The sequence below is a fragment of the Terriglobus aquaticus genome, from assembly GCF_025685415.1.
GTDB lineage: Bacteria > Acidobacteriota > Terriglobia > Terriglobales > Acidobacteriaceae > Terriglobus > Terriglobus aquaticus.
Genome location: NZ_JAGSYB010000001.1, coordinates 2435354 through 2460146, shown reverse-complemented (window position 1 = coordinate 2460146; position 24793 = coordinate 2435354). Strand labels below are relative to the sequence as shown.

Sequence of the window (24793 nt, the reverse complement as noted above, 5' to 3'; positions counted from 1 at the left end):
GATGAGCACCGCACGCACCATGCCTGGCGGCTGGGTTCCACGCAACAGCGTTCCGCGCGGCGCGAACGGCCGCGGCCTGTGCCGCTGGTGCAACCTTGAGGTTCCACCGCGCCGCTTCACCTTCTGCTCGGCATATTGCGTGCACGAGTGGCGCCTGCGCACACAGCCACGGTACTTACGCGAGCAGGTGTACGAGCGCGACAAGGGCATGTGCAGCGCCTGCGGTTGCGACACGAATTTCGAACTGCGCCGCCTGCGCCGTTCGCGCGGCAGCAGCCGCCTGCAGCAGATGGCGCACTGGGGCCTAAGGACCAGACTGCGCAAAAGTCTGTGGGATGCCGATCACATCGTGCCGGTGGCGGAGGGCGGCGGCGAGTGCGACCTGTCCAACATCCGCACGCTTTGCCTGCGATGCCATCGCGTCGCGACTGCGGCGTTGCGGGAGCGCATCCGCCGCGCCAAGGTCGCCGCGATGCTTCGGAACGAGCAAGCAGCATCCGCCGATCAAGCCTGACGCAGCGCAAGAAGCCCCGGTGCCTGTATCGTTTTTCTTGCGACACACCTCGACCATGCTGCGCGTTGTCACCACACTATTCCTGCTGCTTCTCGCCTCGCCCGTTGTGTGGTCGCAGCAGGCGAAGGTGCCGCCATACCCGGCCGGCGCGGAACATCCCTCGCCGGCATGGTTTGTCGATGTTGCGAGAAGCGCCGGCCTAACCGTGCGCAACGTGAATGGCAGCCCGACGCACAAGAAGTACATTGTCGAATCCACCGGGTCCGGCGTTGCCATTCTCGATTACGACCGTGACGGTTGGCAGGACATCTTTCTGGTCAATGGCGCGGAACTGAACGGCAGCGGCGCGAGCGCGCCGAGCAATCATCTGTTCCACAACAATCACGACGGCACCTTTACCGACGTGACCGCCAAAGTCGGCCTCGTGTCCAGCGGTTGGGGCCAGGGCGCGTGCGTGGGCGATTACGACAACGACGGCTTCGACGACATCTTCGTAACTGCATATGGCAAGAACCGCCTCTTCCACAACGACGGTGGAAGCCACTTCACCGAAGTCGCCGAGCAGACCGGGGTTGCCGGCAGCGGCAAGGAATGGGGCACCGGCTGTGCCTTTGTCGATTACGACCGCGACGGGCGCCTGGATGTGATAGTCGCGAATTATGTTCACTTCGACCTGGCCACCGTGCCGAAGCCGGGAGACGAAGCCGGCTGCATCTGGAAGGGAACGCCCGTGATGTGCGGCCCACGCGGCCTGCCCAGCGCGTCCAATACGCTGTTTCACAATGACGGCACAGGTAAAGACGGCCGCATGCATTTCAGCAATGTGAGCGCAAAGAGCGGCATCACGAAGACAGACGGCCACTACTGCTTCTCCGTCACAACCCTCGACTACGACGAGGACGGCTGGCCAGACATCTACGTGGCATGCGATTCTACGCCTTCCATCCTCTACCGCAATCGTCACGACGGGACGTTCAGCGACGAAGGCTCGAACGTGGGCGTGGCCTTCAACGAAGACGGCCGCGAGCAGGCCGGCATGGGATCCACTGCGGCCGACTTCGACGGCGATGGTCACATCGACTTGTTCAAGACAAATTTCTCTGACGACACGTCAACGCTGTACCGCAGCAATGGCGATGGCACCTATTCGGACGTGACCCGCACGGCTGGCCTCGCCATCAACACGGACGCGCTCGGATGGGGCGCGATGTTTGTGGACGTGGATAACGATGGGCGCCCGGACTTGCTGATCGTGAACGGACACGTGTATCCCGAAGTGGATTCGGCAAAGCTGGGGTCTGCATTCCGCGAGCCGCGCTTTCTGTACTGGAACGCCGGCGACGCGAAGTTCAAAGATCTTTCGAAAGAATCGGGTCCGGGATTGCTAGAGCCGCTGAGTGGTCGCGGCCTGGCGATCGCCGATCTGTGGAACGATGGCCGCGTGTCTGCGGTGGTGAACAATCTGGACGATGTGCCGATGCTGCTGGTCAATCGTGCCGCCAATCCGAATCACTGGCTTGGCCTGCATCTGGTTGGCACACGCAGCAATCGCGATGCGATTGGCGCGCGCGTGACGGTTCGTGCGAGCGACCGGACCTGGGTCGATGAGGTGCGCAGCGGATCGAGCTACAGCAGCTCCAGCGACCTGCGGTTGCATTTTGGTCTTGGCTCGCACAACCGCATCGAGAGCGTCCTGGTGCGCTGGCCCAACGGTGAAAGCGAGACGTTTGCCGATCCCGCAGTGGATGGCATCCGCGAACTACGTGAGGGCAGCGGCAAGGCTGTCCTGCACTGATTCGCTGTGCTGAGCTTGCGAGCGGATCTGGATCGACCTCTACGAGCTCGGCAGGTGCTCACCGCTTCGCTCTAGAACACCTTGCAGTGCATGCCGCCGTAGTCGCCGTTCTCCAGAAAGAGTCGCGCCTCAAAACTGTCCGGCTGGTACATCAGCGCTCGCTGCAGGGTCTTCTTGGCAGCGCCGGGATCGTTCGTCCGGCATTGCAACATGGCCAGATTCAACAGAGCTGCAGTGCGGTCCGGTGCCGTGGCGGCCACGTCACTCAACAAGCGTTTCGCTTCCGCTACATTCCCATTCTGCGCGTCCAGAACAGCAAGATTGCTCTCTGAAGTCGCATCGTGCGGACGCGCCGCGAGCGCTGCAACGTACTCCTTCTGCGCTGCTTCGCTCTGGCCCGCGAGTTGTAAGAGGTAGCCAAGCTGCTGATGCACCACGGCATCTGCGTGACCGCTCACCTCAACTCCGGTGAGCAGAGCCAACGCGCGGCTGTGGCTCTCGCGATCGCCTTTCTCCGCGAACTGCGCATACGCGAGACCCGTCTCACGGTCGGTTGGTTTGGCGTCGCCAACGGGAACGAGATCGACCGCGGAGGCGAAGTGAAAGGCATCCCGCAACGCTAGCGTTGGTGCCGCCCCACTTGCTGGCCTCGCCTGGATGTTGTGGTCAACGTTTTGCTCGTGCGCGATGTCAGAGGTGGCTCGCGATGGCATGTGGCACTGTGCGCAATCCGGCTGCTCAGGATGGTGCGCTGCCGGATGAAAGCTGGCGGACTCGGTATGGCACTGCAGGCACTTGCCGCGGTAGAACGCGACGCGCTGCTCGGGCGCGGGCTCCGCATGCGGATCGTGGCACGTAACGCAGGTGAGGCGCTCGCCAGCGCCGCGGCGGCACGCAGAGCGAAGCAACGCTTCATACTGGCTGCTGGCGCGCGCCTGGGTCTTTGACGAGCTGGCGTTGACGAAGTAAATAGCCGTGTCGTCCAGGTCTTCTCCGGGCTGGAAGCGCGCGAGCGAACGGCCGGTGCGCTGCACCACGGCGTCGCCTTCCAGATGGCATTGCAGGCAGACGCTGTCCTGCTTTTTAGGCGTAAGGGTCGCCAGATGCAGGACCGGAGTCTTCCCGCCGCTGGCAAGATGCGCGCTCGTGTCGCCGTGGCACGCGGAACAGCCAACGCCACCCTGGCGGAACGGCGCACCGTGGAAGCGGTTGGTGGAGTTGTCGATCGTGTCGGCTACGCCAGTGGTGTGGCAGTGCAGGCAATTGGGATCGGTGGGCAGGGCGAGTGGGGCCGTTTGCGCGTGCTCGAACGCCGGCGTCATCGCGTAACCGGCGCGGCGCGTGTACCAGTTGATCGGAGCTTCGTACCAGAGCAGGTCGTCGGAGTCCGGCAAGTTGCGCGCGAACAGATACGTTCGCGCGTGCAGGCCGGAACCAATGAAGTAGGCGAGCGTTTCGGTGTCGTCGAGTGGGGCGCGCTCGTCTTCGCGACGGCTGGTCAGGGTTGCGGTTCCGTTCCGGGACTGGACTCGATAGGTTGCACCAGAGCTTTGCGATGCAAAGCTGCCTGGCTTGAGCGCCTCCGTTGCCAGACCGCTGCCGCGCGCCATATTGGTTCGTTCGTAGGTTTGATAGATGGCGGCGTGGCAACCGGCGCAGGCGCGATCAGGGTCGGCAAGAGTGGGCGCAGGCTGCGCAGCGGCGCGGACCGATGGGGGGTGTGCACCGCTGTTTACGAACAGGAGAAGCAATACAAGCGCGAGCGCGGCGGCTGCGCATGCTGTGCGGCGCAGGGCAATGATGGTGCTCTCGTGTTTGGCCGTGAGCGGCACGATGCTTAGTGGTTGCCGGCTGTAGCGTTGCTGCCTGGGCTGGACTTGCCGATTGCACCAGGCGCTTGTGCCGCGCCCGAGTCGAAGTGTGGCGCGATGTCGGACTGGAGTTGGGAAGAGATGCTCGTTTCACGCTGGGCATCAGCCGTGCGGCCCATCGCTCGATACGCTTGTCCGAGCAGGCTGTGTGTCATGTAGTTGTGGTTGTCCATGCGCTCGGCGCGTTCGAGGTAGCCGGCGGCGGTTACCGCGTCGTTGCGGCGCAACATAACTTTGCCCAGCAGGATGTACGGTCCGGTGCTGTTGGGTGCCAGCAGGACGGCGCGCTGGAGGCTTCTCGCGGCGGCGTTGTAGTCGCCCTTGCGGCTCTCGGCGTCGCCCATGCGTTCGTAGACGTTGCCGTTGAGCGGGTCGAGTTTGGCTTCGGCGGAAAAGTTTGCGAGCGCTTCGTCGAGGTGCTCGTGCGCAAGAGCGATTTCGCCGAGCAGCATGTTGGCGCCGGGCAGTTTTGGGTCGGCTGCGAGAGCTTTGCGGCCTTCGGCTTCGGCGACGTTGACGTACTCGCGGCGGAGCAGCATGCGCGCGGCAAGCAGGTGGGCGGCGGCGGAGTCGGGCGGGAAGCTGTACTGTTCGGCGAAGGCGCGGCGCGCGTCGTCGAAGCGCAGCGTGTCGATGTAGCAGAGCGCGAGGATGTACGCTGGGTCGGCTTTGGTTTCGGGCGTCCAGGTGTGCGCTTTTTCCAGCAGTGGAATGGCTTCCGCGGGGCGACCGAGGCGGTAGAGTGTGAGGCCGCGGAGTTCGGTGGCGGCTGCGTCGGTTGGGTCGGCGGCGAGCGTGGCGGCGAGTGCCTTGTCGGCCTCGGGGAAGCGATTCAGAGCGTAGAGCGCTTCGCCGCGGAGGAGGTCGCGGTGCGGTGCGGTTGGCGTTGCGTCGAGTTGCTGGAGAGCTTCGGCGGCGTGGCCGGTGTCGATCTGCTTCTGTAGGTTCTGCTGGGCGGCGAGGGTTAGCCACCCCCCTAGCAGCGCAAAAGCCAAGATCTTCATTTTGCGTGGGTTGCGCTGTGCGCGAACCTGTAAGTTCCTGAGCCGCAGGATGTTACGCGTAAGTTCCTGTGCTGCAAGGAGTTGCGCGGGTTCCTTACGGGCTGGGCGACCGGGAAACATCCTTCTCTCTATTGTACGAAGTTGGACGGCAATGGTATGCCAACTATTTCCGTGGCGTAAGTTGTTCAGCGGCGGTGGCTTGTGCGTTCGCAAAAGACACAGAGGGGTTGACAACAAAAAGAGCGGGAGGGCCAAAGGCCCTCCCGCTGGGAATGTTCCGGTTTAGATCGAGTTGTGATCCGGGCCGGTGTTGGTTGTGACTAGAACAGCAGCTTGACTGCGAACTGCAGGTAGCGCGGGTTGGAGCCCGGAGCGAGACCGGTGATCTGGCCGGCGTTGCTGGCGTCGATCGTGGTCTGCGGCAGGTCGAAGTTCTGGTGGTTGAGGACGTTAAAGAAGTCCGTACGGAACTGACCGCGGAACCGCTCGGTGAAGTGGAAATCTTTCTGCGCCGAGACATCGAGGTTGTAGAAGCCAGGTCCGAAGAAGGCGTTGCGAGCCAAGTTGCCGAACTTCAGGTAACCCGGGTTGGTGAAGACGGTTCCGAGAGCCTGTTGTGCGAAGAACGTCTGCGTCTTGGTGGTCGGGTTGAACTTGCCCAGCCCGGTCTTGAAGCCACCGTTGTAGTTGGGACGGCCCGGACCTGCGTCGCGGTTTGCACCCGAAGAAGTGAAACCGATGTCGAACGGAAGACCGCTGGCGATGTTTGCCGTGGGGCTGATCTGCCATCCGCCAAAGAGCAGTTCTTCAAAGCGGTTGTCGTTGTTCAGGAAGGCGTGGTTGCGACCGAAGGGCAGCTCAAGGTTTCCGAAGAAGGTGAGCTGGCTGCGACGCAGGAAGGACGAGTTGCCATAGTTCAGAGTGCGATCGATGTCGATGTAGTCGGCATCGTGATCCTTGGCGACCTGGTAGGCGTAGTTGACCTTGAACTGGTAGCCCTGGCTGAAGCGCTTCTCGAACGTGGTCTGGAAGGACTGGTATTCCGTATCGCCTTCCGAGGAGAAGTAGTTGATGTCCTGCGTCCATCCGTAGAGCGGGTAGTACTTACGACGGCGAGGATCGCCACCGCTGGAGCAGGGGAGGTTAGGCGAGGGTGCGCCAATGCAGACCGTGTTGGGCGCGGGCTGGAAGACGCCAGAGGGAGCTGGGTTGAAGACGAGGCCGTTGGCCGCGACAGCAACCTGGTTCGGGTTCGAGGTGTAACCGCCACCCATGCTGGTGTGGGTTCCCTTGTTGCCCACGTAACCGACCGTGAGGGAGTAGCTGTGGCCGAGGTCACGCTGCACCTGAGCGTTCCACGCATCGAGGGTGGGGAAGCGCTCCGTGGTGGGACGTGCATTGGCGCCGATGCCATCGGGCAGACGGATGTTGCCGTTGGTCATTGGACCGCCGAAGTTCGGCAGCGGCGGTGTCTGGCCAAGGACGAAGACGTAGCTGGTGCTCGCGGAGCTGTTGTTCTGCTTGGCGAGGACCGGCAGATTTTGCGAAGCAGCGTGGCCAAAGATGGACCCGAAGACGCCGATGTCATACGAGCGGCCGTAACCGGCGCGAATGACGGTCTTCTGGTTCATGGAGTAGGCGATGCCGACGCGCGGAGCGAAGGCCTTGTTGTTGTTGCTGATGCCCATGTCGCCACCGTAGGGACCTTCATGCGCGACCTGGAGGTTTCCGGTGTTGAGGTTGAGCAGCGAACCGAGGTCCTGACCGAGCTTTTCAGGCAGGTAGTTCTCCCAGCGCAGACCGTAGTTGAGGGTCAGCTTGGGAGTGACGCGCCAGGTGTCCTGGATGTAGCCGAAGAAACGGTTCTGGGTTTCCGAGGCGTTGCTGCTGGTGCTGGCGTAGCGCTGGAACTGGCCCACGCGACCCAGGAGGAAGGAAGCGTAGCCGAGGCCGCCGGTGTTGTTGGACGGATTGGCGGTTTGGCCGGTGTTGAAGCTGAGGACGCCAGCGCGGTTTGCGTCAGACGGAACGCGCAGGTTGTAGGCGTGGCGAACGTCGACGCCGAACTTGATGGCATGGTTGCCGAGTTCGCGGGTCCAGTTGTTGACCCACTGGTACTGACGCTCGTTCTGGGTGAGCGGGCAGTTGCAGCGGTTGACGCCAAGGCCGGAGCCGAAGTTGCCGCCGCCCTGACCCTGCGAGTTATTGGGCAGGCCGTTGATGTCGAACTCAGGAGCGCCGCCAGTGTTGGCGAAGGTGCTGATGTTCAGGCCAGGCTGACCGTTGTTGGTGGCGAATGCCTCGTTGCCATCGTACTTCTGCGTGTTGATCGTGTAGCGCAGGAAGCCGAATCGAACGTCGGTGAGCCACTTGGGAGTGACCACGATGTCAGTACCGACCGACCAGCTCTGGTTGAGGCCCTTGGAGGTGCCGCCGTACCCGTTGACGCCGAAGCCGGGACCGCCGAGTGCGCCGAACGCCGTGGCACCGGTGAGCGTGTCACCGAAGTAGGCGTAGCGGCCGAAGGCGTGAACGCGGTCGTTCAACTGCATGTCGACACGGGTGATGTACTGATTGAAGTTGAACTGACCCGTACCGGAGTTCGGGAAGTTCGAGACCGCAGAGGGCAGGATCGGGGCAGGAAGCTGCTCGAGCAGGCGAAGAGCAACCGGGTTGATCTGCGCCTTGGGGATGATGAAGTTGGTGTACTGCTGACCCGTGGTGGCGTCGTAAATGCCGTTCTGAACGCCGTTAGTCGTGCCGAGGTAGGACTTGTAATCGGAGAAGTCGCAGCCGGTGGCGGTGAGGCAGGAGCTGCGCAACAAGGCGGTGGGAACCGTGGACTCGCCGTTGGAGGTACCGACCTTGGAGCGGACGCCTTCGTAATCGAAGAAGTAGAAGAAGCGATCCTTTTGGAACGGGCCGCCGATGAATGCGCCGAACTGGTTGCGGAGGTTGGCCGGAACGATACGGCCGGTGTTGGCATCGGGCGTGTTGAAGGGGTTCTTGGCCTGGAAGGCGTCGGACTGACGGTAGTCGTAGACGCCGCCGTGAATCGAGTTGGAACCCGACTTGGTCTGGGTGGCGACGACGGATGAGACAGCCTTGCCGAACTGGGCGTCGTAGTTCTGCGTGGTGATCTTGGCTTCGGCAACGGAATCGAGCGTGGGGTTCACGACGATGATGCCGAGGATCGGATCCTGGTTATCGGTGCCGTCGAGCTCGTAGCCGGTGCCGGCGAAGAACTGGCCGTCAACCACGATCTGCTGAGAGCCCTGCGGGTTTTCCGAGGCGGCGTGCGACCAGCCGAGGAGCTGGGAGCCAGGAAGCAGGAGCTGCAGGCCGGTGAAGTTGCGGTTGGGCAGAGGCAAATCGGTGACGTTCTTGGCGTCGAAGATGGTCGCAACGTCGGCGCGATCGGTCTTGAGCAGGGGAATTTCGTCGGCCTGAACGGTGACAGTCTGGCCGGTGTCGCCGATGTTGAGCTTGGCGTCGACCCTGGGCGAGGTGTCTGCAGAAATCTGGATGTTGGTGGTCTGGAACGTGGTGAAGCCCTGTGCCGTGACCTTGATGGAATAGGTGTCCGGGATGAGGTGCTCGACCGTGTATTCGCCGGATGCGTTGGTGGTGACGGTGTCCGAGGTGCCCTTGGTGACGTCGGTGACGACGACGGTGGCATTCGGAATGGCGGCACCACTGGGGTCGGTAACGGTGCCGTTGAGGCCGCCATAGATGGCCTGGCCGTATATGGCGGGCGCACCCACGGCGGTGGCGATAAGTGCCAGGGCCCGTGCCTTTCTTGCGATATTCATGCTGTCCTCCAGAGTGAAGCGCCTCATTCGCGCCTGTCCGTGCCGAATTGCGGCACCGAGAACAGCGGAGTTGAGGAACGAAGAGGACTCTATGGGAGTTCTGAGGCGGTTGTCAATCAAATGGTGGATACATTTTGTGGTTCGTGAAGCTACAGAAAACGGGCGATTTTGGACTGCGGAATATGGATTTTGGGAGATGGCGAAATCGAGGGTGTGTTTTGCCGAAAGATGCCGCCACTGCAAAGCGTTTTGACGTTGCAAGAGGATTTGTGAGCGGGCCGGAAAACGTGTGCGCGACGGGGCCAGGCGTGGGATCCGGCAGCGAGCTGCTATGGCAGCTTTCGCCAAAGCTGCCTTTGGTGTGATAGGTTGGCCGAGCTTTACCCCGGTGAGTCCGGGGCGTTGCGAAAGGAGTTATGGAAATGTCGGTGTGGATGCGGACGGGTTTGGTCGCGGTAGCGGGATGGATGGGGTTGGCGGGAGCGTGTGTGCAGGCGCAGGTGGCGGCTGTGCCTCCAGCGGTGCCACCCACCGCGGCGGAAGTGAAGGCGGCAGCGCAGCCGACGCATGACGAGACATGGTGGAAGCACGCGGTGGTGTACGAGATCTATCCGCGATCGTTCCAGGACTCGAATGGCGACGGGCTGGGAGATCTGAACGGCATTACGCAGCGGCTGGACTACCTGGAGAAGCTGGGCGTGGATGCGATCTGGATTGCGCCGATGTTTCCGTCGCCGCAGGTGGACTTTGGCTACGACGTGAGCGACTACGAGGCGGTGGACCCGCAGTACGGAACGCTGGCGGATATGGACCGGCTGATCCAGGAGGCGAAGAAGCACAACATTCGGATCTGCCTGGACTGGGTGGTGAACCACACGAGCGACAAGCACAAGTGGTTCGAGGAGTCGGCGTCGTCGCGGACGAACCCCAAGGCGGACTGGTACATGTGGAGCGACGGAAAGCCGCTGGACCCGAACGCTCCGGAGTACATGAAGAAGGCGGCTCACGACGGGATGATGCCGCCGAACAACTGGGAGTCGGGATTTGGCGGGTCGGCGTGGGAGTGGGTCCCGGCGCGGAAGCAGTTCTACTACCACATGTTCTACAAGCAGCAGCCGGATCTGAACTGGCGCAATCCCGCGGTGGAGAAGGCGATGTTTGACGGGATGCGGTTCTGGATGGACCGCGGCGTGGCGGGCTTCCGACTGGATGCGGTGCCGACGCTGTTTGAGGATCCGCAGAACCGCGACAACCCGGTGCTGGAAGGGACAAACTCCCAGGGCGATCCGCGGCTGAAGGGGATCTACACGGACAACCTGCCGGAGGTACACGGCGTGATCCGGCGGATGCGCGCGATGGTGGAGACGTACCCGAAGACGGGCTTTCCGGGCAGCCGCGTGTTGATCGGCGAGACGTACCTGCCGAACACGGTGGAGCTGGACAAGTGGTACGGCGGGCAGGACCAGAACGAGCTGCAGTTGCCGATGGACATGCTGATCGGTTTCCGCGGCGACCGCGCGAAGCTGGATGTGCCGTACCTGCGCCGTTACCTGACCGAGGTTGAGACCGAGGTCCACGGGTCGCAGCCGCTGCTGGTGTTTGACAACCACGACAACGTGCGCAGCCACGACCGGTACGGCGACGGCGTTCACGATGCGGCGATCGATCGGGCGATTGCGACGATGCTGCTGACCAGCAAGGCGACGGCGCTGATGTACTACGGTGAAGAGCTGGGCATGCCGACGACCACGCCGACGCGGGTGGAAGACGTGAAGGACCCGATCGGCATTACGGGCTGGCCGCGCGAGAAGGGCCGCGACGGCGAGCGGACACCGATGCAGTGGGACGCGTCGACGGATGCGGGGTTCAGCACGGCGGCTAAGACGTGGCTGCCGGTGCCGCCGAACTACACCACGCTGAACGTGGCAAACGAGGAGAAGGATCCGACGTCGCTGCTGAACTGGTACAAGCGGCTGATCGCGTTGCGGCGGAATACGCCGGCGCTGCACGACGGCGGTGTGGTGTTTGTGGATACGTCGAACACGAACGTGCTGTCGTATGTGCGGACGCCGCCGGGCGGGGCGAAGCCTGTGGTGGTGTCGATGAACCTATCGGCCCAGCCGCAGACGGTGAAGCTGGACATGGCAGCCGCCGGGGTAACGGGGACGAAGCTGAAGACGCTGATCACGGATGTGCCGTCGCTGGAGAAGAACGACCGGACCAGCGATATCCAGTTGCCGCCGTACGGCTCGCTGGTGGCGGAGGTTCAGTAGACGGGTGCACGTTGGCCCGGGAAGCTTGTGAACAGTTTCCCGGGCCAATCCTGTTGCGCAGAAAGAATCCCCGTTGCGGAGTGGAGAAGGCTGAGACTGGCCGTTCTTAGACATGGATGGGAATGGCAGCGCGAGCCGGCCGAAGAGAGCAAGCGGCTGGATGCAGTGAGCTGAGGGATGGCTACTGGAGTGAAGCAGGACAAATCAAAAACGAAAGCGAGCCAGGCGGGCGAAGCGCGTAGCGGTGGCGAGGCGCGCGGCGTTGCGGCGACGCGCGGTGAATTGCCGCTGCACCGCAGCATCTATCAGCAGTTGCTGCAGGAAGTACAGAACGGCACCTGGAAGGTGGGAAGCAAGCTGCCGAGCGAGGCGGCGTTGTGCGAACGGTTTGGCGCGTCGCGCATTACGGTTGCGAAGGCGATTGGAACGCTGCAGCGGGAAGGCCTGGTGCGGCGGCGGGCGGGATCGGGAACATTTGTGCAGCAGCCACCGGCGGCTTCCACGGCTTCGCTGCGGTTCGGCCTGCTGATTCCGGACCTGGGAGCGACCGAGATCTTTGAGCCGATCTGCCGCGGAATGATGCTGTCTCCGCTGACGCGGCCGCACTCACTGGTGTGGGGACACGCAGGGCCGCAGAAAGAGTTTCCGGAGCTGGCCGCCGAAGACCTGTGCCGGCAATTCATTGAACAGAGGCTGCACGGTGTGTTCTTCGCGCCGGTGGAGTATGCGGCGGACCGGCATGCGGCGAATCACCGGATTGTGGAGGCGTTGGAGCGCGCGGGCATCGTGGTGGTGCTGCTGGACCGATGCGTGGAGCGGTTTCCGGCGCGGTCGCGGTTCGACCTGGTGGGCATCGACAATCACCGCGCGGGAGCGCTGCTGACGCAGCATGTGATTGCGGCGGGAGCGAAGCGGCCCGTGTTCCTGGGGCGGGCGCGGTCGGCGGGGACGGTCCACATGCGCGCTTCCGGATATTGGACGGCGGTGCGCGATGCGGGCCTGGAATACGATGGCGCCTATCTTCGGGGTGATCTGGACGATCCCGCGTTTCTGTGCGGAGTGCTGGAGCGGGAGCGGCCCGACGCGTTGATCTGCCAGAACGATCATGCGGCCGCGGTGGTAATGCGGTCGCTGGTAGGGCAGGGAGTTGCAGTGCCGGGCCAGGTGCGGGTCGCGGGCTTCGACGACGTGAAATACGCGGAGTACCTGCCGGTGCCGCTGACGACGATTCGGCAGGATTGTGCGGAGTTGGGGCAGGTGGCGATGCTGACGATGCTGGAGCGGCTGCGCAATCCGGGGCACCCTGCGCGGGACGTGCTGGTGGATTTTGAGCTGGTGGTTCGCGAGAGTACGCGGTAGCGGATTGGCTGTGCCGGGCGAAGCTTGCCTTTGTTAGCATGCGTCCCATGCCGAGCCGGATTGGTTTGTATCGCCGCTTGTCGTGGAGCTGCGCGGGGCTGTTGTGTTTCGGGCTAATCGCGAGCTCTGCGCAGAAGTCAGCGCAACCTACTTACTCGAAGCCGACGGTTTTGCCGACGGCACTGGCCGCGGATTCGTACGCGATCTACTCACAGCTTCTGCCCAGTAGTCAGATCGAGTGGAGCGATGTTCCGAGGGACTTCTGGCTGCTGGAGGGAACGACGACAGCTTTGCCGCTGGAGAGTTCGTGCGCAACGGGTGGCAGCATGAATCCGCACGTCGCGATCAAGGCACCGGACGCGCAGAAAGCAAACTTCGATGAAGTGCTGGCGGACTTCGACCGGCGATGCCATGAGCGGTACCAACTCGATGCGGCACAAATTCACACGAGGCTGCCGGTTCACCTGCTGGATCAGGACGCGCAACGAAGATATTCCGCCAAAGTCTCAGGTTTTATGCCGCCCGCAAACAACGTCATGCAGGCACCACCTACCCCGCACGAGTTCAAGGGTGCGGCGGGCATGCACAGCTTCACCGCTGTGTACTTCAATCAGGCGCACACGCTTGCGATGACGCAGTTCGGGATGTACTGCGGCGGACTTTGCGGCAATTGGACGTGGGTGGTGCTGCAACGGGCGAGCACCGGCTGGACGGTGCTGCCTTGGGTGTCGATGAGCATGATGTCGTAGTGCGGGCTTTGTGCGGACCGGTCGTTACTTCGCGGCCGGAAAGCTGTGGAGTTGTGGGCCGACGGTGTTGCTGTAGTTGTATTCGTGGCGGCGGTCGCCGTCGATGGTCCAGAACATGGCACCGCGCATGGCTGGGTAGCCGCCGGGCTGCAGGAGTTTGTAGCGGGTGCCGGCGGGTGCTTTGCCAGTGATGATGTAGTCCATCGCTTGCATGACGATCTCTGGGTTCGTGTCTGACGTGAGGAAGCCGACAGCGATCTTGTCCGCGGGTACGGGCGGAAAGATGTGCTTCGGATCGCGGCCGACGGGGAAGCCGCGCAGCATGAGCTCGGTCATGGCGGCGTGGTAGTCGACGGTGCCGGCCTGGTAGATGTTGCCGTCGAGGCCCTGAAGCGGTGGGGTGTTGTAGTCCTGCGTGTCAGAGAAGGTGAGGATGTCGCGCAGGCCGTAGACCAGCGGCAGATAGGAGCCGAACTGGCCACCGTAGCTGGGGTAGCCGCCGGGCGTCTGCGTGCCTTCCGGCACGAGCGTGATCATGAAGTTTGCGCCGAAGTGGTCGTGCAGGGTGTGGAGCGCGGCGATGAGGTTGACGGTGCCGGGAGAGGTGGGGTGGCGGAAGTCGGTGTCGCCGGGCTCGGTGACGATGGACGGTGCTTCGAAGTCAATGTCGACGCCGTCGAAGCCGTACTGCTGCACGATTTGCGTGACGGAGTCGAGGAACTGCTGCTGCGCCTCTGGCGTGCGGATCTGAAAGTTCTGACCGCCGCCGCCGAGTGAGATGAGCACCTTCTTGCCGCGGCTGTGCAGCTCGTCGATTTCGGCCTTGAACTCGTCAGGCTGGTACTGGAAGGGCGTGCGGAAGATGAGCTGCGCCCCGCCGCTTTGGACGGGGACGGCGAAGGCGACGATGACGACGTCCCACTGCGGCGAGACGTCGCGCAGGCGGAAGCGGTTGGCGCCGATGCCGCCGCCGTTCCAGTAGCCGATGAGCTGATGGCCGTGGGTGCCGTTGAACGGTGCGGGCGGCGTGGTGGGCGGTGGTGTGCCGGCGCGGCCGAAGTTGTTGGCGCCCGGCGCTTCGCACGGCTGCATGGGTTGGGTGAGTGCGGCGGCGTCCGGGAAGGAGAGCTTGCCCTGCCAGCTTTCGGCGGCGGTGTTGCCGGTGTACCAGGGGAGGACGGGAGCGTTCTGCAGGTGATACGTGCCGGCGACAAAGGCGGGCGAGGCGGGGAAGTTGTTTTTTGCGTTCGTGTCGGTCGGCAGAAGCGTGAAGTAGCGCGAGCCTGCGCCGGTGCCGGCACAGCGGAAGTCTGAGGCGGGCGAGGTGGCCGGACGCATCCAGCCGGTGCCGAAGGTGTTGCCGGGTGATGTTTGGCCGCGAGTGCCCTTGAAGAGCGGGTCGTGGCCGGGGTCCATCACGAATTGGGCGAGCTGCGAAGAGATGGGCTGCACGTCCTTGTCGATCGCGAGGCTGGAGAGGTCGAGATAGGACGCGAGCACGAAGGGCTGCTTGCTCGCGGGTTCGGTGCCGTGGGTGCCCCAGGAGCAGCAGACGGTGGCGTCGCCCTCGGCGTAGTAGGTGGTGTTGTGGGTGACGAAGAGGACGAGGCGGTCGGGCGATAGGGTGCCCGCGGGCGTGGTTTCGAAGATCTTCTTCTGCAGCCACTCGAGGTCGACGACGCCGAGGGTGCGGGCGGAGCGCTTGTCGGTGAGCGTGTAGCCGTAGCCGATGGGGATCTGGACGCGGAGAGCGGGCGCGACGGTCGGCTTGCTGAACTTGGTATGCCAGGTGGAGAGCGTGTTGGCGGACGCGGCGGTCTGGTAGAAGGAGGCGCGGAGAAGGGCGTCAGCGTACTGCGTGGTGCCGGTGGCAAAGGGGAACGGCGTGAAGAGGGGTGAGCGAGTGATCTTTGCGATGTCGAGCGCGGGGCTGAGAGCGACGCCCTTGCTGGCTTCAAAGGTGAGTGTGATGGGGACGATGGTGACGGGGACGGTCGCGGTGCCGCCCTTGGCAGGATCGTTGCCGAGCACGGTGTAGCTGCCGCTGTCGCCCGTGTGCGTGAAGGTGGGCAGGGTGCCCTGAGCGAACAGAGAGGGTGCGAGGAGGCCGAGCAGGGTAAGGAGCAAGGTGCGGGCGAGCGGTTTCAAAGCGATGCGGGCCTCCGATGGCAAGCTATGCTGATTGATCTTCCACGAAAGAGGAGCGATGCACAATCATGCGCGCCCGCGGCGGACCGCCGGGGCGCTTGCGATGGGGAGCGCAGGGAAAGGCTGCGGAGCAGGTACACGCGGGTGCGGGAGACAGCATCTGAAGAAACGTACGAATGAGGTGTAACCATGAAGGCTCTTCCCTGGATTGTTGCCGGCGTAGGTATAAGCGCGGCGTTGATTTACATCATCACGAACGCTCCGCAGCCGAGCTACAGCACGGGCGACCCGGACGTGGACCGGCTGGCGAACAAGGCGACCGCATGGGGCTCGAAGCAGCGGGTGCAGGGCGCGGGTGACAGCGTGATCGGCAAGGCGAAGCAGGTGTTTGGTGAGGCGACCGGCGATTACGACACGGCCGACTCCGGTGCGGGTGATCAGACGGTCGGATCGATCCGGAATGTTGCGGGCAAGGCAGCGAACGCGGTGGGTGACGCGGTTCGCGACCTGAACCGGTAATTGCAAACGTAGCTTTTTGCGGGCGCTCCGCAGGCTAGGCCTGGGAGCGCCCGTGTGTATCTGGGCAAGTCGACAAGCGAAGGGTTCCCCCAAGTGAAGCAGCAGAAACAGGAAGCGACCGCGCAAGACGCGGTACAGGATTTTGTGATCGGCCATGGCGGCGAAACTCACCAGAATGCAGGCGGCACGCACCCGGCGATGACGGGGCAGACCGGTGTAGTGATTGCGGACGATGAGAACTCGCTGAAGGCGGGTGAGCGTGGGCCGGTGCTGCTGGAAGACTGGAACCTGCTGGAGAAGACGCAGCACTTCGATCACGAGCGCATTCCCGAGCGCGTGGTGCATGCTCGCGGGTATGGCGCGCGCGGGTACTTCGAAGTGACCGATCCCTTGAAGGGCATTTCGCGTGCGGCGGTGTTGAGCGAGGCCGGCGAGAAGACGCCGGTGTTTGTGCGGTTCAGCACGGTGGGCGGCAACATGGGCTCAACCGATGTAGCGCGTGACGTGCGCGGGTTTGCGGTGAAGTTCTACACGAAGGAAGGGAACTGGGACCTGGTTGGCAACAACATCCCGGTGTTCTTTATCCAGGACGCGATCAAGTTTACGGACCTGGTGCACTCGGTGAAGCAGGAGCCGGATCGTGGGTTCCCGCAGGCGCAGTCGGCGCACGACACATTCTGGGACTGGGCTTCGCTGACGCCGGAGTCCACGCACATGCTGATGTGGATCATGAGCGATCGTGCGATTCCGCGTTCGTTTCGCATGATGGAGGGCTTCGGCGTTCACACCTATCGCTTGCTGAACGATGAGGGCAAGGCTACGTATGTGAAGTTCCACTGGAAGCCAAAGCTTGGTTTGCAGTCAGTGATCTGGGACGAGGCGCTGAAGATCAGCGGTGCCGATCCGGACTTTCATCGCCGCGACCTTTGGGAGTCGATTGCGCAGGGCAACTTCCCGGAGTGGGAACTGGGTGTGCAGTTGTTCGACGAGGAGTTTGCGAAGAAGTTCGACTTCGACGTGCTGGATGCGACGAAGCTGATTCCGGAAGAGATTGTGCCGGTGCGCGTGGTGGGCCGGCTGGTGCTGGACCGCAACGTGGACAACTACTTCGCGGAGACGGAGCAGGTGGCGTTCTGCGTTTCGAACGTTGTGCCGGGCATCGACTTCACGAACGATCCGCTGCTGCAGGGCCGCATTGTGAGCTATGTGGACACGCAGTTGTCTCGACTGGGCGGGCCGAACTACCAGCAGATTCCGGTGAACCGGCCGATCGGCTGCCCGGTGCTGAATATGCAGCGCGATGGCCACATGCAGATGGGTGCGCAGAAGGGACGCGTGTCGTACTCGCCGAGCTCGCTGGAAGCCGATACGCCGCGCACGGACCCGAAGCGCGGGTTCACGAGCTTTCCGGAAAAGATGGAGGGCGATAAGCTGCGCATTCGCGCGGAGTCGTTCGGCGATCACTACTCGCAGGCGCTGCAGTTCTTCAACTCACAGACGGAGCCGGAGCAGAACCACATTGTGTCGGCGTTCATCTTTGAGCTGAGCAAGGTGGAGACGCTGGCGGTGCGCAAGCGTGTGGTTGCGCAACTGAAGAATGTGGATCCGAAGATTGCCGAGCGCGTGGCGAAGGGACTGGGCCTGGAGGGTGAGGTTCCGGAGTTCCCGACGAAGGTGACGGTGAAGACGGGGCTGCAGGCATCGCCGAAGCTGTCGATTCTGGCAAATGCCAAGCCAACGCTGAAGGGCCGCAAGATTGCGGTGCTGACGGCGGACGGAACCGACGGTGCGCTGGTGGAGCAGTTGCGGTCGGCGGCAAAGCGGCATGGTGCCGACTTTGCGGTCGTCGCTCCCAAGGCGGGCGGGTTCAAGGCTGCGGATGGAACTACGGTGCCGGGAGACTTCCAGCTTGCGGGCGGGCCGTCGGTGCTGTTCGATGCGGTGTTCGTTGCGCTGAGTGCAGACGGGGCGGCGATGCTGAGCAAGGAAGCCGCTGCCAAGGGCTGGGTGAGCGATGCGTATGCGCACCTGAAGGTGATTGGTGCGACTGCTGGTGCACAGAAGCTGCTGGACAAGTGCTGTGTGGAGCCGGACGCGGGCGTGCTGGTTGGCACAGACGTGGAGGCGTACTTGAAGGCTGCGGCGAAGGGTCGCGTGTTCGATCGCGAGCCTGAGGTGCGTACGGTGTACTAGGTCGTTGTTGAGGAACAAACAGGCCGATACGCTGACGCGTGTCGGCCTGTTTGTTTTGCGAAAAGTATGCCGGCGGTTTGGAGTCGTCGGTGGATGACCGGAGTCGAGCTCATGCTTCACGAGGAGAGCGCGATCACTGGAGCCTGCGGTTGTGTCGAGCGGTGCGGTGAGGAGTGGGTCGACTCACGTTTGCAGGTGGGGCGGTGCTAACGTATCGGGATGGCGAAGACGTTAGTGGAGCATGTGCGGGCGGGGCTGGATGCGGAGCGGGGCGCTGCTCTGGCGGAGTTGTTCGCTGCGCTGGCGGATGCGGCGAAGCAGATTGAGGCGCGGATCCGGACGGCTCCGCTGAGCGATGCGCTGGGAGCGTTTGGCCACACCAACGTGCAGGGCGAGCAGCAGCAGAAGCTGGATGTGTTTGCGAACGATGCAGTGATCGGAGCGATGCGCGCGCTGCCGAGCGTGGGCGCGGTGGTAAGCGAAGAGGACGATGAGCCGGTGGTGTTTGAGGGCAAGCCTGACGCGCGGTTCGTGGTGATTACGGATCCGCTGGATGGGTCGAGCAACCTGGACGTGGATGTAAACGTGGGCACGATCGTGAGCGTGCAGGCGATTGTGGCCGGTGAAGATGCTCGTGCGGCGGCGCTGAAGCCCGGGACCCAGCAGGTGGCGGCGCTGTATGTGAACTATGGGCCGGCGACGATGCTGGTGTACACGGTGGGCAAAGGCACGCACGCGTTCACGCTGCGGGATGGCGAGTTCCTGCTGAGCGGCGAGCACCTGGCGATGCCGGAGCAGGGGCCGTACTACTCGGTGAACGAGGCGAATGCCGCGGACTTTCCGCAGGCGGTACGGAGCTACCTGACGAAGTTGCGCGATGGATCGATGGGCGCGAAGTATGGCTCGCGGTATGTGGGTTCGTTCATTGCGGACTTTCACCGGACGTTGCTGAAGGGCGGCGTGTTCCTGTATCCGGGAACGGCGAAGGCTCCGGGAGGCAAGCTGCGGCTGTTGTATGAGGCGAATCCGCTGGCGATGCTGGCGGAGCAGGCCGGAGGCAAGGCGACGACGGCGGGCGATGCGAATGGCGGCGAAGTGCGGCGCATCCTGGAGGTAGTGCCGACCGCTCCGCATGTGCGGACGACGCTGGTGATTGGAAGCACAGCCGAGGTGAGTGCGTTTGGCGATGTTGCGGCAGCGGCTGCGTCGCAGGCGTAGACCGTGGCGACGACGGAAAGGCTGTACTACGCGGACTCGTCGCTGCTGGAGTTTTCAGCGACGGTGACGGAGATTCGAGAACTGGCGCGCGTGGAAGGCAAACCTGTCTTTCAGGTGGCGCTGGATCGCACGGCGTTTTACCCGACGGGCGGCGGCCAGCCGCATGACACGGGCGTGCTGGTGGCGACCGCGCGGAGTGGGGCGGTGCTGGAAGCGCCGGTGACGGACGTGGTCGAGGACGAGGCAGGCGAGGTGTGGCACACCACAGCCAAGCCGCTGCAGCCGGGTACAGAGGTGACGGGCCGTGTGGATGCGGAGCGGCGTCGCGACCACATGCAGCAACACTCGGGACAGCACCTGTTGAGCGCGATTGCGGCACGAGCTTGGGGCGCTGCGACGGTGGGATTTCATCTGGGCGAACTGGATACGACAGTGGATCTTGCCGTGCCGCTGTTGACTGCAGAGCAGGTGGCGATGCTGCAGCAGCAGGCGAATGACGCGGTGATGCAGGCCATGTCAGTGACGCAGCGCTGGATTGGGCGCGAGGAAGCGGAGGGCCTGCTGGCGGCAGGTGTGCTGCGCAAGTTGCCGCCGCGCGCTGGCGATCTGCGCGTGGTGACGATTGCTGGGCTGGATGAGAATGCGTGCGGTGGAACGCATGTGGCGAACACGGCCGCGATTGGGCCGGTGCTGCTGCGCAAGGTTGAGAAGATTCGTGGCAACAGCCGCGTGCGCTTTGTGTGTGGAGGACGTGCGTTGCGCGCGGCCACCGCGGACTGGGCGCAGTTGAGCGAGATTGCAAGCTCGCTAAGTACTGCGCCGGCGAGCCTGCGGGAGCGTGTGGCCAAGATGCAGGCCGAGATTGCGGAAGCTCGCAGACAGGCGAAAGATCAGGCGCGGTAAGTTACCTCCGGAAGTAACTCTAGATGAGCAGAAACATAACTCAGTTATGTCGGAACTTCCTTTACCTGTACTACTTCGTTTTCACAAGATGGTAAGTGCAGGCGGTGGCCGAAATTTGGTCTATCGCCTCCTTTTTGTCGCCGAATGACTCACGATGGCGTTTTTTGAGCTTCGGTTGTAAGCGACACGATCTATTTTTTCGTGGCGTTTACCAGTTCCTGATGGATAGCCTGCGCAAGTAAGTAATCAACCCCAGGCAACCTATCAAACAAAAGGAGCAACACCTCCATGCAATTTCGCCCAGCTCTGCTGTCTGCCGCCCTTATCCTCGGGTCGGTCGCCGCTCACGCCACACCGATCTCCGGCAGTTACAACGTAACGGTCAGCGAAGGCCTGCAGAACGGTAGCAGCTTCGACACGGCTACCTTCGCCGGCTTCTCCGGCTCCAACACCGCTTCCGCAACCTTCAACTACAGCGGCCCGATCAACTTCAGCAACACGGCTGGGCAGAACACCACGCCCGCCGGCGACAAGAACAGCACCTTTTTCAACGTTGGTGCGATCAACGCGTACTCGGGTTCGGGCACGGTCTCAAGCGCCAGCCTTGGATCGATCGCGAACTACTCCACGTTGAGCTCGTTCCTGTCTTCGAGCGGCAGCGCCAGCTCGTACCAGTACGGTTCGTTCTACACGTTCGACCTGGGCACCCTGCTGGCTGGGACGATTCTGACGATCACCCACGATGACGGCATCAGCCTGTTTGAGAATGGCAGCCGGATCGGCACCACGGTTTCCGGACCGACCAGCGCGGTCACCGACACTGTGACGATCGCCACGACCGGCGACGTGCTGCTGAAGTACGGGCGTGAGAACGGATCGCCCTCGATCCTGCAGGTGAGCGCCGTCGCCGCAACGCCGGAGCCGTCGAGCCTGGCCCTGCTGGGCACGGGCCTGCTCGGTCTTGCCGGTGCTGTTCGCCGCCGTTTGGCCTAGTTGCTGTTCCGCGACGAGAGATCCCGGCAGGTTGCCGGGGTCTCTCTTTTTCGCGGAGCGAAGCTGCTATACTTGGCTGGTACTGGCCGCGTGGGTTTCTGCGGCCAATCCCGGACGTTTTCCGCTGGATGGCGTGCATTGCGCGCCCGACGTGGGGCTGTAGCTCAGCTGGGAGAGCGCCTCGTTCGCAACGAGGAGGTCAGCGGTTCGATCCCGCTCAGCTCCACCAATTACTCCTATTGCTAAAAGTCGTAGGCGTGCAGCTTTTGCATGCCTGATTTCCATGCGTCCATGACCCCGGGACGCAAACCCTCAAGTACCTCGATGGTTGCTGCACGTGCGGTGAGCACGTCGTAGCGTTGGCTGTTCGACGCGGATGAGTGCCGAGTTGCGTCGTGTAAGCGCAAGGGTCAACTTGTCGTGCGTGAGGCTCTGACGGCTGGGAGTGTTCCGAGGCGCTTTTGGATGCGCTTGCGAGCATGCTCGAGTCATCAGACCTGGGAAGGCCCTCGAACTTCGTGTTCGAGGGCCATTTTTTCGTTACGGTGTGACTGCCTTTGAGCCAGGGCCGCCAGAGATCGGCTTAGCGGGGTTGCCGACCACGGTGGTACCGGGTGCGACGCTGCGCGTGACGACACTGCCGGCGCCGATCACGGCACCGTCGCCAATGGTGACGCCGGGCAGAAGGATGGCGCCGCCGCCGATCCAGACGTCGGCACCGATGCGTATGGGCTTGCCGGATTCGAGGCCCTGGTGGCGGATGCTAGGGTCGCGCGGATGGTCGGCGGTGTAGATCTGCACGGCGGGGCCGATCTGGGTGCGGGCGCCGATGTGGATCGGGCAGACGTCGAGCAGGACGCAGTTGAAGTTGAGGAAGACGTAGTCGTCGAGGTGGATGTTGTAGCCGTAGTCGCAGGCGAAGGTGGGGCGGATGACGACTTGTTTGCCGACGCTGCCGAGGAGTTGTTCCAGGAGCTGTTCGCGAGCCTCGGGGATGGCGACGTTGTAGTTGACGAGGGCGGTTTCGCAGCGCGTGCGCTCGGTCGTGAGCTCGGAGTCGAGGGCGAAGTAGAGATCGCCGGCGAGCATCTTTTGTTTTTCGGTGAGCGCGGACATGGGTGTTGGATGCGGCCGCGGCCTCGAAACGCGATAGAGTTTGGACGCGAGGATATGCACTCAGCAGATGGTTGAGCTCAACTTATGCACGATCGTTGACGCACCCATTGAGCGGTGCTTCGATCTTTCGCGGAGCATTGAGGTTCATCTGCTTGGAACAGAGCGGACAGGAGAGCAGGCTGTCGGCGGCGTGACTTCTGGCCTGATCGGGATGGGCGAGTTTGTGAGATGGAGGGCACGACACCTCGGTGTGGTGCAGCACCTTGCCAGTCGAATCACCGCTTACGATCGTCCGGTTTACTTCCAGGACACAATGATTGAAGGTGCGTTCCGTTCCATGCAGCACGACCACTATTTCAGAGCGCTGAGTGCAGGCAGGACCGAGATGAAGGATCGCTTTGTGTTTGCTGCTCCTGTGCCGGTGCTTGGATTGCTGGCGGAGAAGCTGGTGCTCAGGCGGTACATGACCAACCTGCTGGCGCAGCGCAACGCGATCCTGAAGCAGGTTGCTGAGTCGGATCGGTGGAGGACGTTGCTGCCCGGAGGTCAGTGAGGCAGAGACGCTACTTGCGTTTCCAGGTGACTCCGGCTTTGGTGTCTTCGAGGAGGATGCCTTTTTCGAGGAGCTCGTTGCGGATGGCGTCGGCGCGGGCGAAGTTGCGGCGTTTGCGGGCGTCGTTGCGTTCGGCGATGAGTTGGTCGATGTCGGCGTCGGAGAGCGAGAGGGTGTTGAGGAGCTCGGGGGCGATGCTGGCTTCGCGGCCTTCGGCTTTGGCCCAGTCGATGGCGGCCTGAGTGGTGGCGGCATCGCGGTCGGTGAGGACGTCAAAGACCGCGTCGAAGTCGTTCAACAGGGCGCGGGTGGCTTCGAGGTCGGTGGCGGAGACGGTGCCGTTGTCGAGCGCGATGTTGACGGCGCGGACGACGTCGAAGATGGCGGCGCGGGCTTCGGCGGTGTTGAGGTCGTTGGAGAGAGCGGCGTGGTAGGCTTCGCGCTTTTGCGCGAGGAGAGTTGCGAGTTCCGAGTTGGGAGTCCCGAACTCGGTCGCAGCAGCGGAAGGTTTGTCACCTCGGCGGCTAAAGCCGCGGTCCTGGGCAGGCCCGGTAGCTACCTCGGCGGCTAAAGCCGCGGGTTGCTGCACGGCGCTTGTGGCTACCTGGGCGGCTGAAGCCGCGTGGTTGCCGGACCGCGTGGAGCTACCGGTAGCTGCTTCGGCGGCTGAAACCGCGGGATTGCTTTGCGATGCAGAGTGAAGGCGCTTCGCGAAGGTGCGCAGGCGATCGATGGCGTTCGCGCTTTCGGTGAGGCCGTCGAAGGTGAAGTTCATCTGGTGCCGGTACGGCACCGAGAGCAGAAGGAATCGGATGGACGAGGCGCGGTGGCCCATGAGCAGGAGGTCGCGGAGGGTGTAGAAGTTGCCCTCGCTCTTGGACATCTTCTTGCCTTCGACGAGAAGGAAGCGCACGTGGAACCAGTGCCGGGCGAAGGGCTGGTGCGAGGCGCATTCGGACTGCGCGATCTCGTTCTCGTGGTGCGGGAACATGAGGTCTTCGCCGCCGGCGTGGAGGTCGAAGGTGGGGCCGAGGTGCTTCATGGCCATGGCGGAGCACTCGATGTGCCAGCCGGGGCGGCCGCAGCCGATGGCGGTGTCCCACGAGGCTTCGCCGGGCTTGCAGGCCTTCCAGAGGGCGAAGTCGCGGGCGGAGTCCTTGGCGTACTCGTCGACGTCGACGCGGGCGCCGTCCTCGATGCCTTCAAGGTCTTTGCCGCTGAGCTTGCCGTAGTCGGGGAAGCGGTCAATGCGGAAGTACCAGGAGCCGTCGTCGGTTTTGTAAGCGATGTCTTCGCTGGCTAGGCGCTCGATGAGCGAGACCATCTCCGGGATGTTCTCGGTGGCGCGGGCGAGGATTTCGGGGCGCTCGACGCCGAGGGCGTCCATGTCTTCCAGGAAGGCGCGCTCGAACTTGGCGGTGTACTGGTCGATGGGCATACCCGCGGCGTTGGCGTTGCGGATGATCTTGTCTTCGACGTCGGTGATGTTCATGACGTGGAGCAGGTTCATGCCGCGCAGGCGGGCGTAGCGGCGCAGGACGTCGACGTGGAGAAAGGTGCGGAAGTTGCCGATGTGGCCGTAGTCGTAGACGGTGGGGCCGCAGCAGTACATGCGGAGGGTGTTGTCGCGCTCGGGCGTGAGCGGTTCCGTGCGGCCGCCCAGGGTGTTATGGAGTTCGATTGCCGGCATTCAGGCCCGAGGGTGTCCGCTGGGACTTGCGTGCTGGCCCGGGTAGTCCTGCCGCCGCAGTCGATACTTTCTGATTTTAGAGC

The 24793-nt window shown here is 63.2% G+C and carries 17 protein-coding genes and 1 tRNA gene; 12 read left to right on the top strand and 6 right to left on the bottom strand.

Features of this window, described 5'->3' with window-relative positions; translation table 11 throughout:
* The first annotated feature begins 1 nt into the window (after position 1).
* Both OHL12_RS10280 and OHL12_RS10275 read left to right on the top strand, forming a co-directional pair.
* A complete protein-coding gene (locus OHL12_RS10280; protein ID WP_263413729.1) occupies positions 2-514 on the top strand; it encodes an HNH endonuclease in 513 nt (170 codons plus the stop codon).
* A 19-nt stretch (positions 515-533) separates the two neighbouring features.
* Positions 534-2309 (top strand): CRTAC1 family protein, encoded by a 1776-nt coding sequence (locus OHL12_RS10275; protein WP_263413728.1) that lies wholly within the window; start codon positions 534-536, stop codon positions 2307-2309.
* A gap of 71 nt (positions 2310-2380) precedes the next feature.
* Here the strand turns inward: OHL12_RS10275 and OHL12_RS10270 are convergent, their stop codons facing one another.
* The 3 genes from OHL12_RS10270 to OHL12_RS10260 form a co-directional block, all read right to left on the bottom strand.
* Entirely contained in the window at positions 2381-4141 is a 1761-nt protein-coding gene (locus OHL12_RS10270) for a tetratricopeptide repeat protein (RefSeq protein WP_263413727.1), read from the bottom strand.
* A gap of 5 nt (positions 4142-4146) precedes the next feature.
* The gene (locus OHL12_RS10265; RefSeq protein WP_263413726.1) at positions 4147-5184 is read right to left on the bottom strand and encodes a tetratricopeptide repeat protein; all 1038 of its coding nucleotides are present in this window, start codon (positions 5182-5184) and stop codon (positions 4147-4149) included.
* Positions 5185-5504: 320 nt separating this feature from the next.
* Positions 5505-8996: a TonB-dependent receptor gene (locus tag OHL12_RS10260; protein ID WP_263413725.1), complete on the bottom strand. Its 3492-nt coding sequence runs from the start codon at positions 8994-8996 to the stop codon at positions 5505-5507.
* Between the two features lie 416 nt (positions 8997-9412).
* On the opposite strand from OHL12_RS10260, the gene OHL12_RS10255 reads away from it, so the two are divergent.
* From OHL12_RS10255 to OHL12_RS10245, 3 genes are all read left to right on the top strand, one after another.
* The gene (locus OHL12_RS10255) at positions 9413-11269 is read left to right on the top strand and encodes a glycoside hydrolase family 13 protein (protein ID WP_263413724.1); all 1857 of its coding nucleotides are present in this window, start codon (positions 9413-9415) and stop codon (positions 11267-11269) included.
* 177 nt (positions 11270-11446) lie between these two features.
* Positions 11447-12628 carry a GntR family transcriptional regulator gene (locus OHL12_RS10250; protein ID WP_263413723.1) on the top strand — a complete coding sequence of 394 codons (1182 nt, stop codon included), beginning with the start codon at positions 11447-11449 and terminating at the stop codon, positions 12626-12628.
* Between the two features lie 47 nt (positions 12629-12675).
* On the top strand, positions 12676-13377 hold the full coding sequence (locus OHL12_RS10245; protein ID WP_263413722.1) for a hypothetical protein: 702 nt from the start codon (positions 12676-12678) through the stop codon (positions 13375-13377).
* 24 nt (positions 13378-13401) lie between these two features.
* Here the strand turns inward: OHL12_RS10245 and OHL12_RS10240 are convergent, their stop codons facing one another.
* Positions 13402-15504 (bottom strand): glycosyl hydrolase family 18 protein, encoded by a 2103-nt coding sequence (locus OHL12_RS10240; protein ID WP_263413721.1) that lies wholly within the window; start codon positions 15502-15504, stop codon positions 13402-13404.
* Positions 15505-15714: 210 nt separating this feature from the next.
* Here OHL12_RS10240 and OHL12_RS10235 point away from each other — a divergent pair, with 210 nt between their 5' ends.
* From OHL12_RS10235 to OHL12_RS10210, 6 genes are all read left to right on the top strand, one after another.
* Positions 15715-16044 (top strand): CsbD family protein, encoded by a 330-nt coding sequence (locus tag OHL12_RS10235; RefSeq protein ID WP_263413720.1) that lies wholly within the window; start codon positions 15715-15717, stop codon positions 16042-16044.
* 93 nt (positions 16045-16137) lie between these two features.
* Positions 16138-18237, top strand: a complete 2100-nt coding sequence (locus tag OHL12_RS10230) for a catalase (RefSeq protein WP_263413719.1) — start codon at positions 16138-16140, stop codon at positions 18235-18237.
* Between the two features lie 219 nt (positions 18238-18456).
* On the top strand, positions 18457-19455 hold the full coding sequence (locus OHL12_RS10225) for a class 1 fructose-bisphosphatase (RefSeq protein WP_263413718.1): 999 nt from the start codon (positions 18457-18459) through the stop codon (positions 19453-19455).
* 3 nt (positions 19456-19458) lie between these two features.
* Positions 19459-20358, top strand: a complete 900-nt coding sequence (locus OHL12_RS10220; protein ID WP_263413717.1) for an alanyl-tRNA editing protein — start codon at positions 19459-19461, stop codon at positions 20356-20358.
* 288 nt (positions 20359-20646) lie between these two features.
* Complete coding sequence (locus OHL12_RS10215; RefSeq protein ID WP_263413716.1) at positions 20647-21351, top strand: PEP-CTERM sorting domain-containing protein; 705 nt, start codon at positions 20647-20649, stop codon at positions 21349-21351.
* Positions 21352-21504: 153 nt separating this feature from the next.
* Positions 21505-21580, top strand: a tRNA-Ala gene (locus tag OHL12_RS10210).
* A 311-nt stretch (positions 21581-21891) separates the two neighbouring features.
* Here the strand turns inward: OHL12_RS10210 and OHL12_RS10205 are convergent.
* Positions 21892-22467, bottom strand: coding sequence for a sugar O-acetyltransferase (locus tag OHL12_RS10205; protein ID WP_263413715.1), 576 nt, complete (start codon positions 22465-22467; stop codon positions 21892-21894).
* A gap of 313 nt (positions 22468-22780) precedes the next feature.
* On the opposite strand from OHL12_RS10205, the gene OHL12_RS10200 reads away from it, so the two are divergent.
* Positions 22781-23020 (top strand): SRPBCC family protein, encoded by a 240-nt coding sequence (locus OHL12_RS10200; protein ID WP_263413714.1) that lies wholly within the window; start codon positions 22781-22783, stop codon positions 23018-23020.
* A 10-nt stretch (positions 23021-23030) separates the two neighbouring features.
* Here the strand turns inward: OHL12_RS10200 and cysS are convergent, their stop codons facing one another.
* Positions 23031-24710 carry a cysteine--tRNA ligase gene (cysS, locus tag OHL12_RS10195; RefSeq protein ID WP_263413713.1) on the bottom strand — a complete coding sequence of 560 codons (1680 nt, stop codon included), beginning with the start codon at positions 24708-24710 and terminating at the stop codon, positions 23031-23033.
* Between the last annotated feature and the right edge of the window lie 83 nt (positions 24711-24793).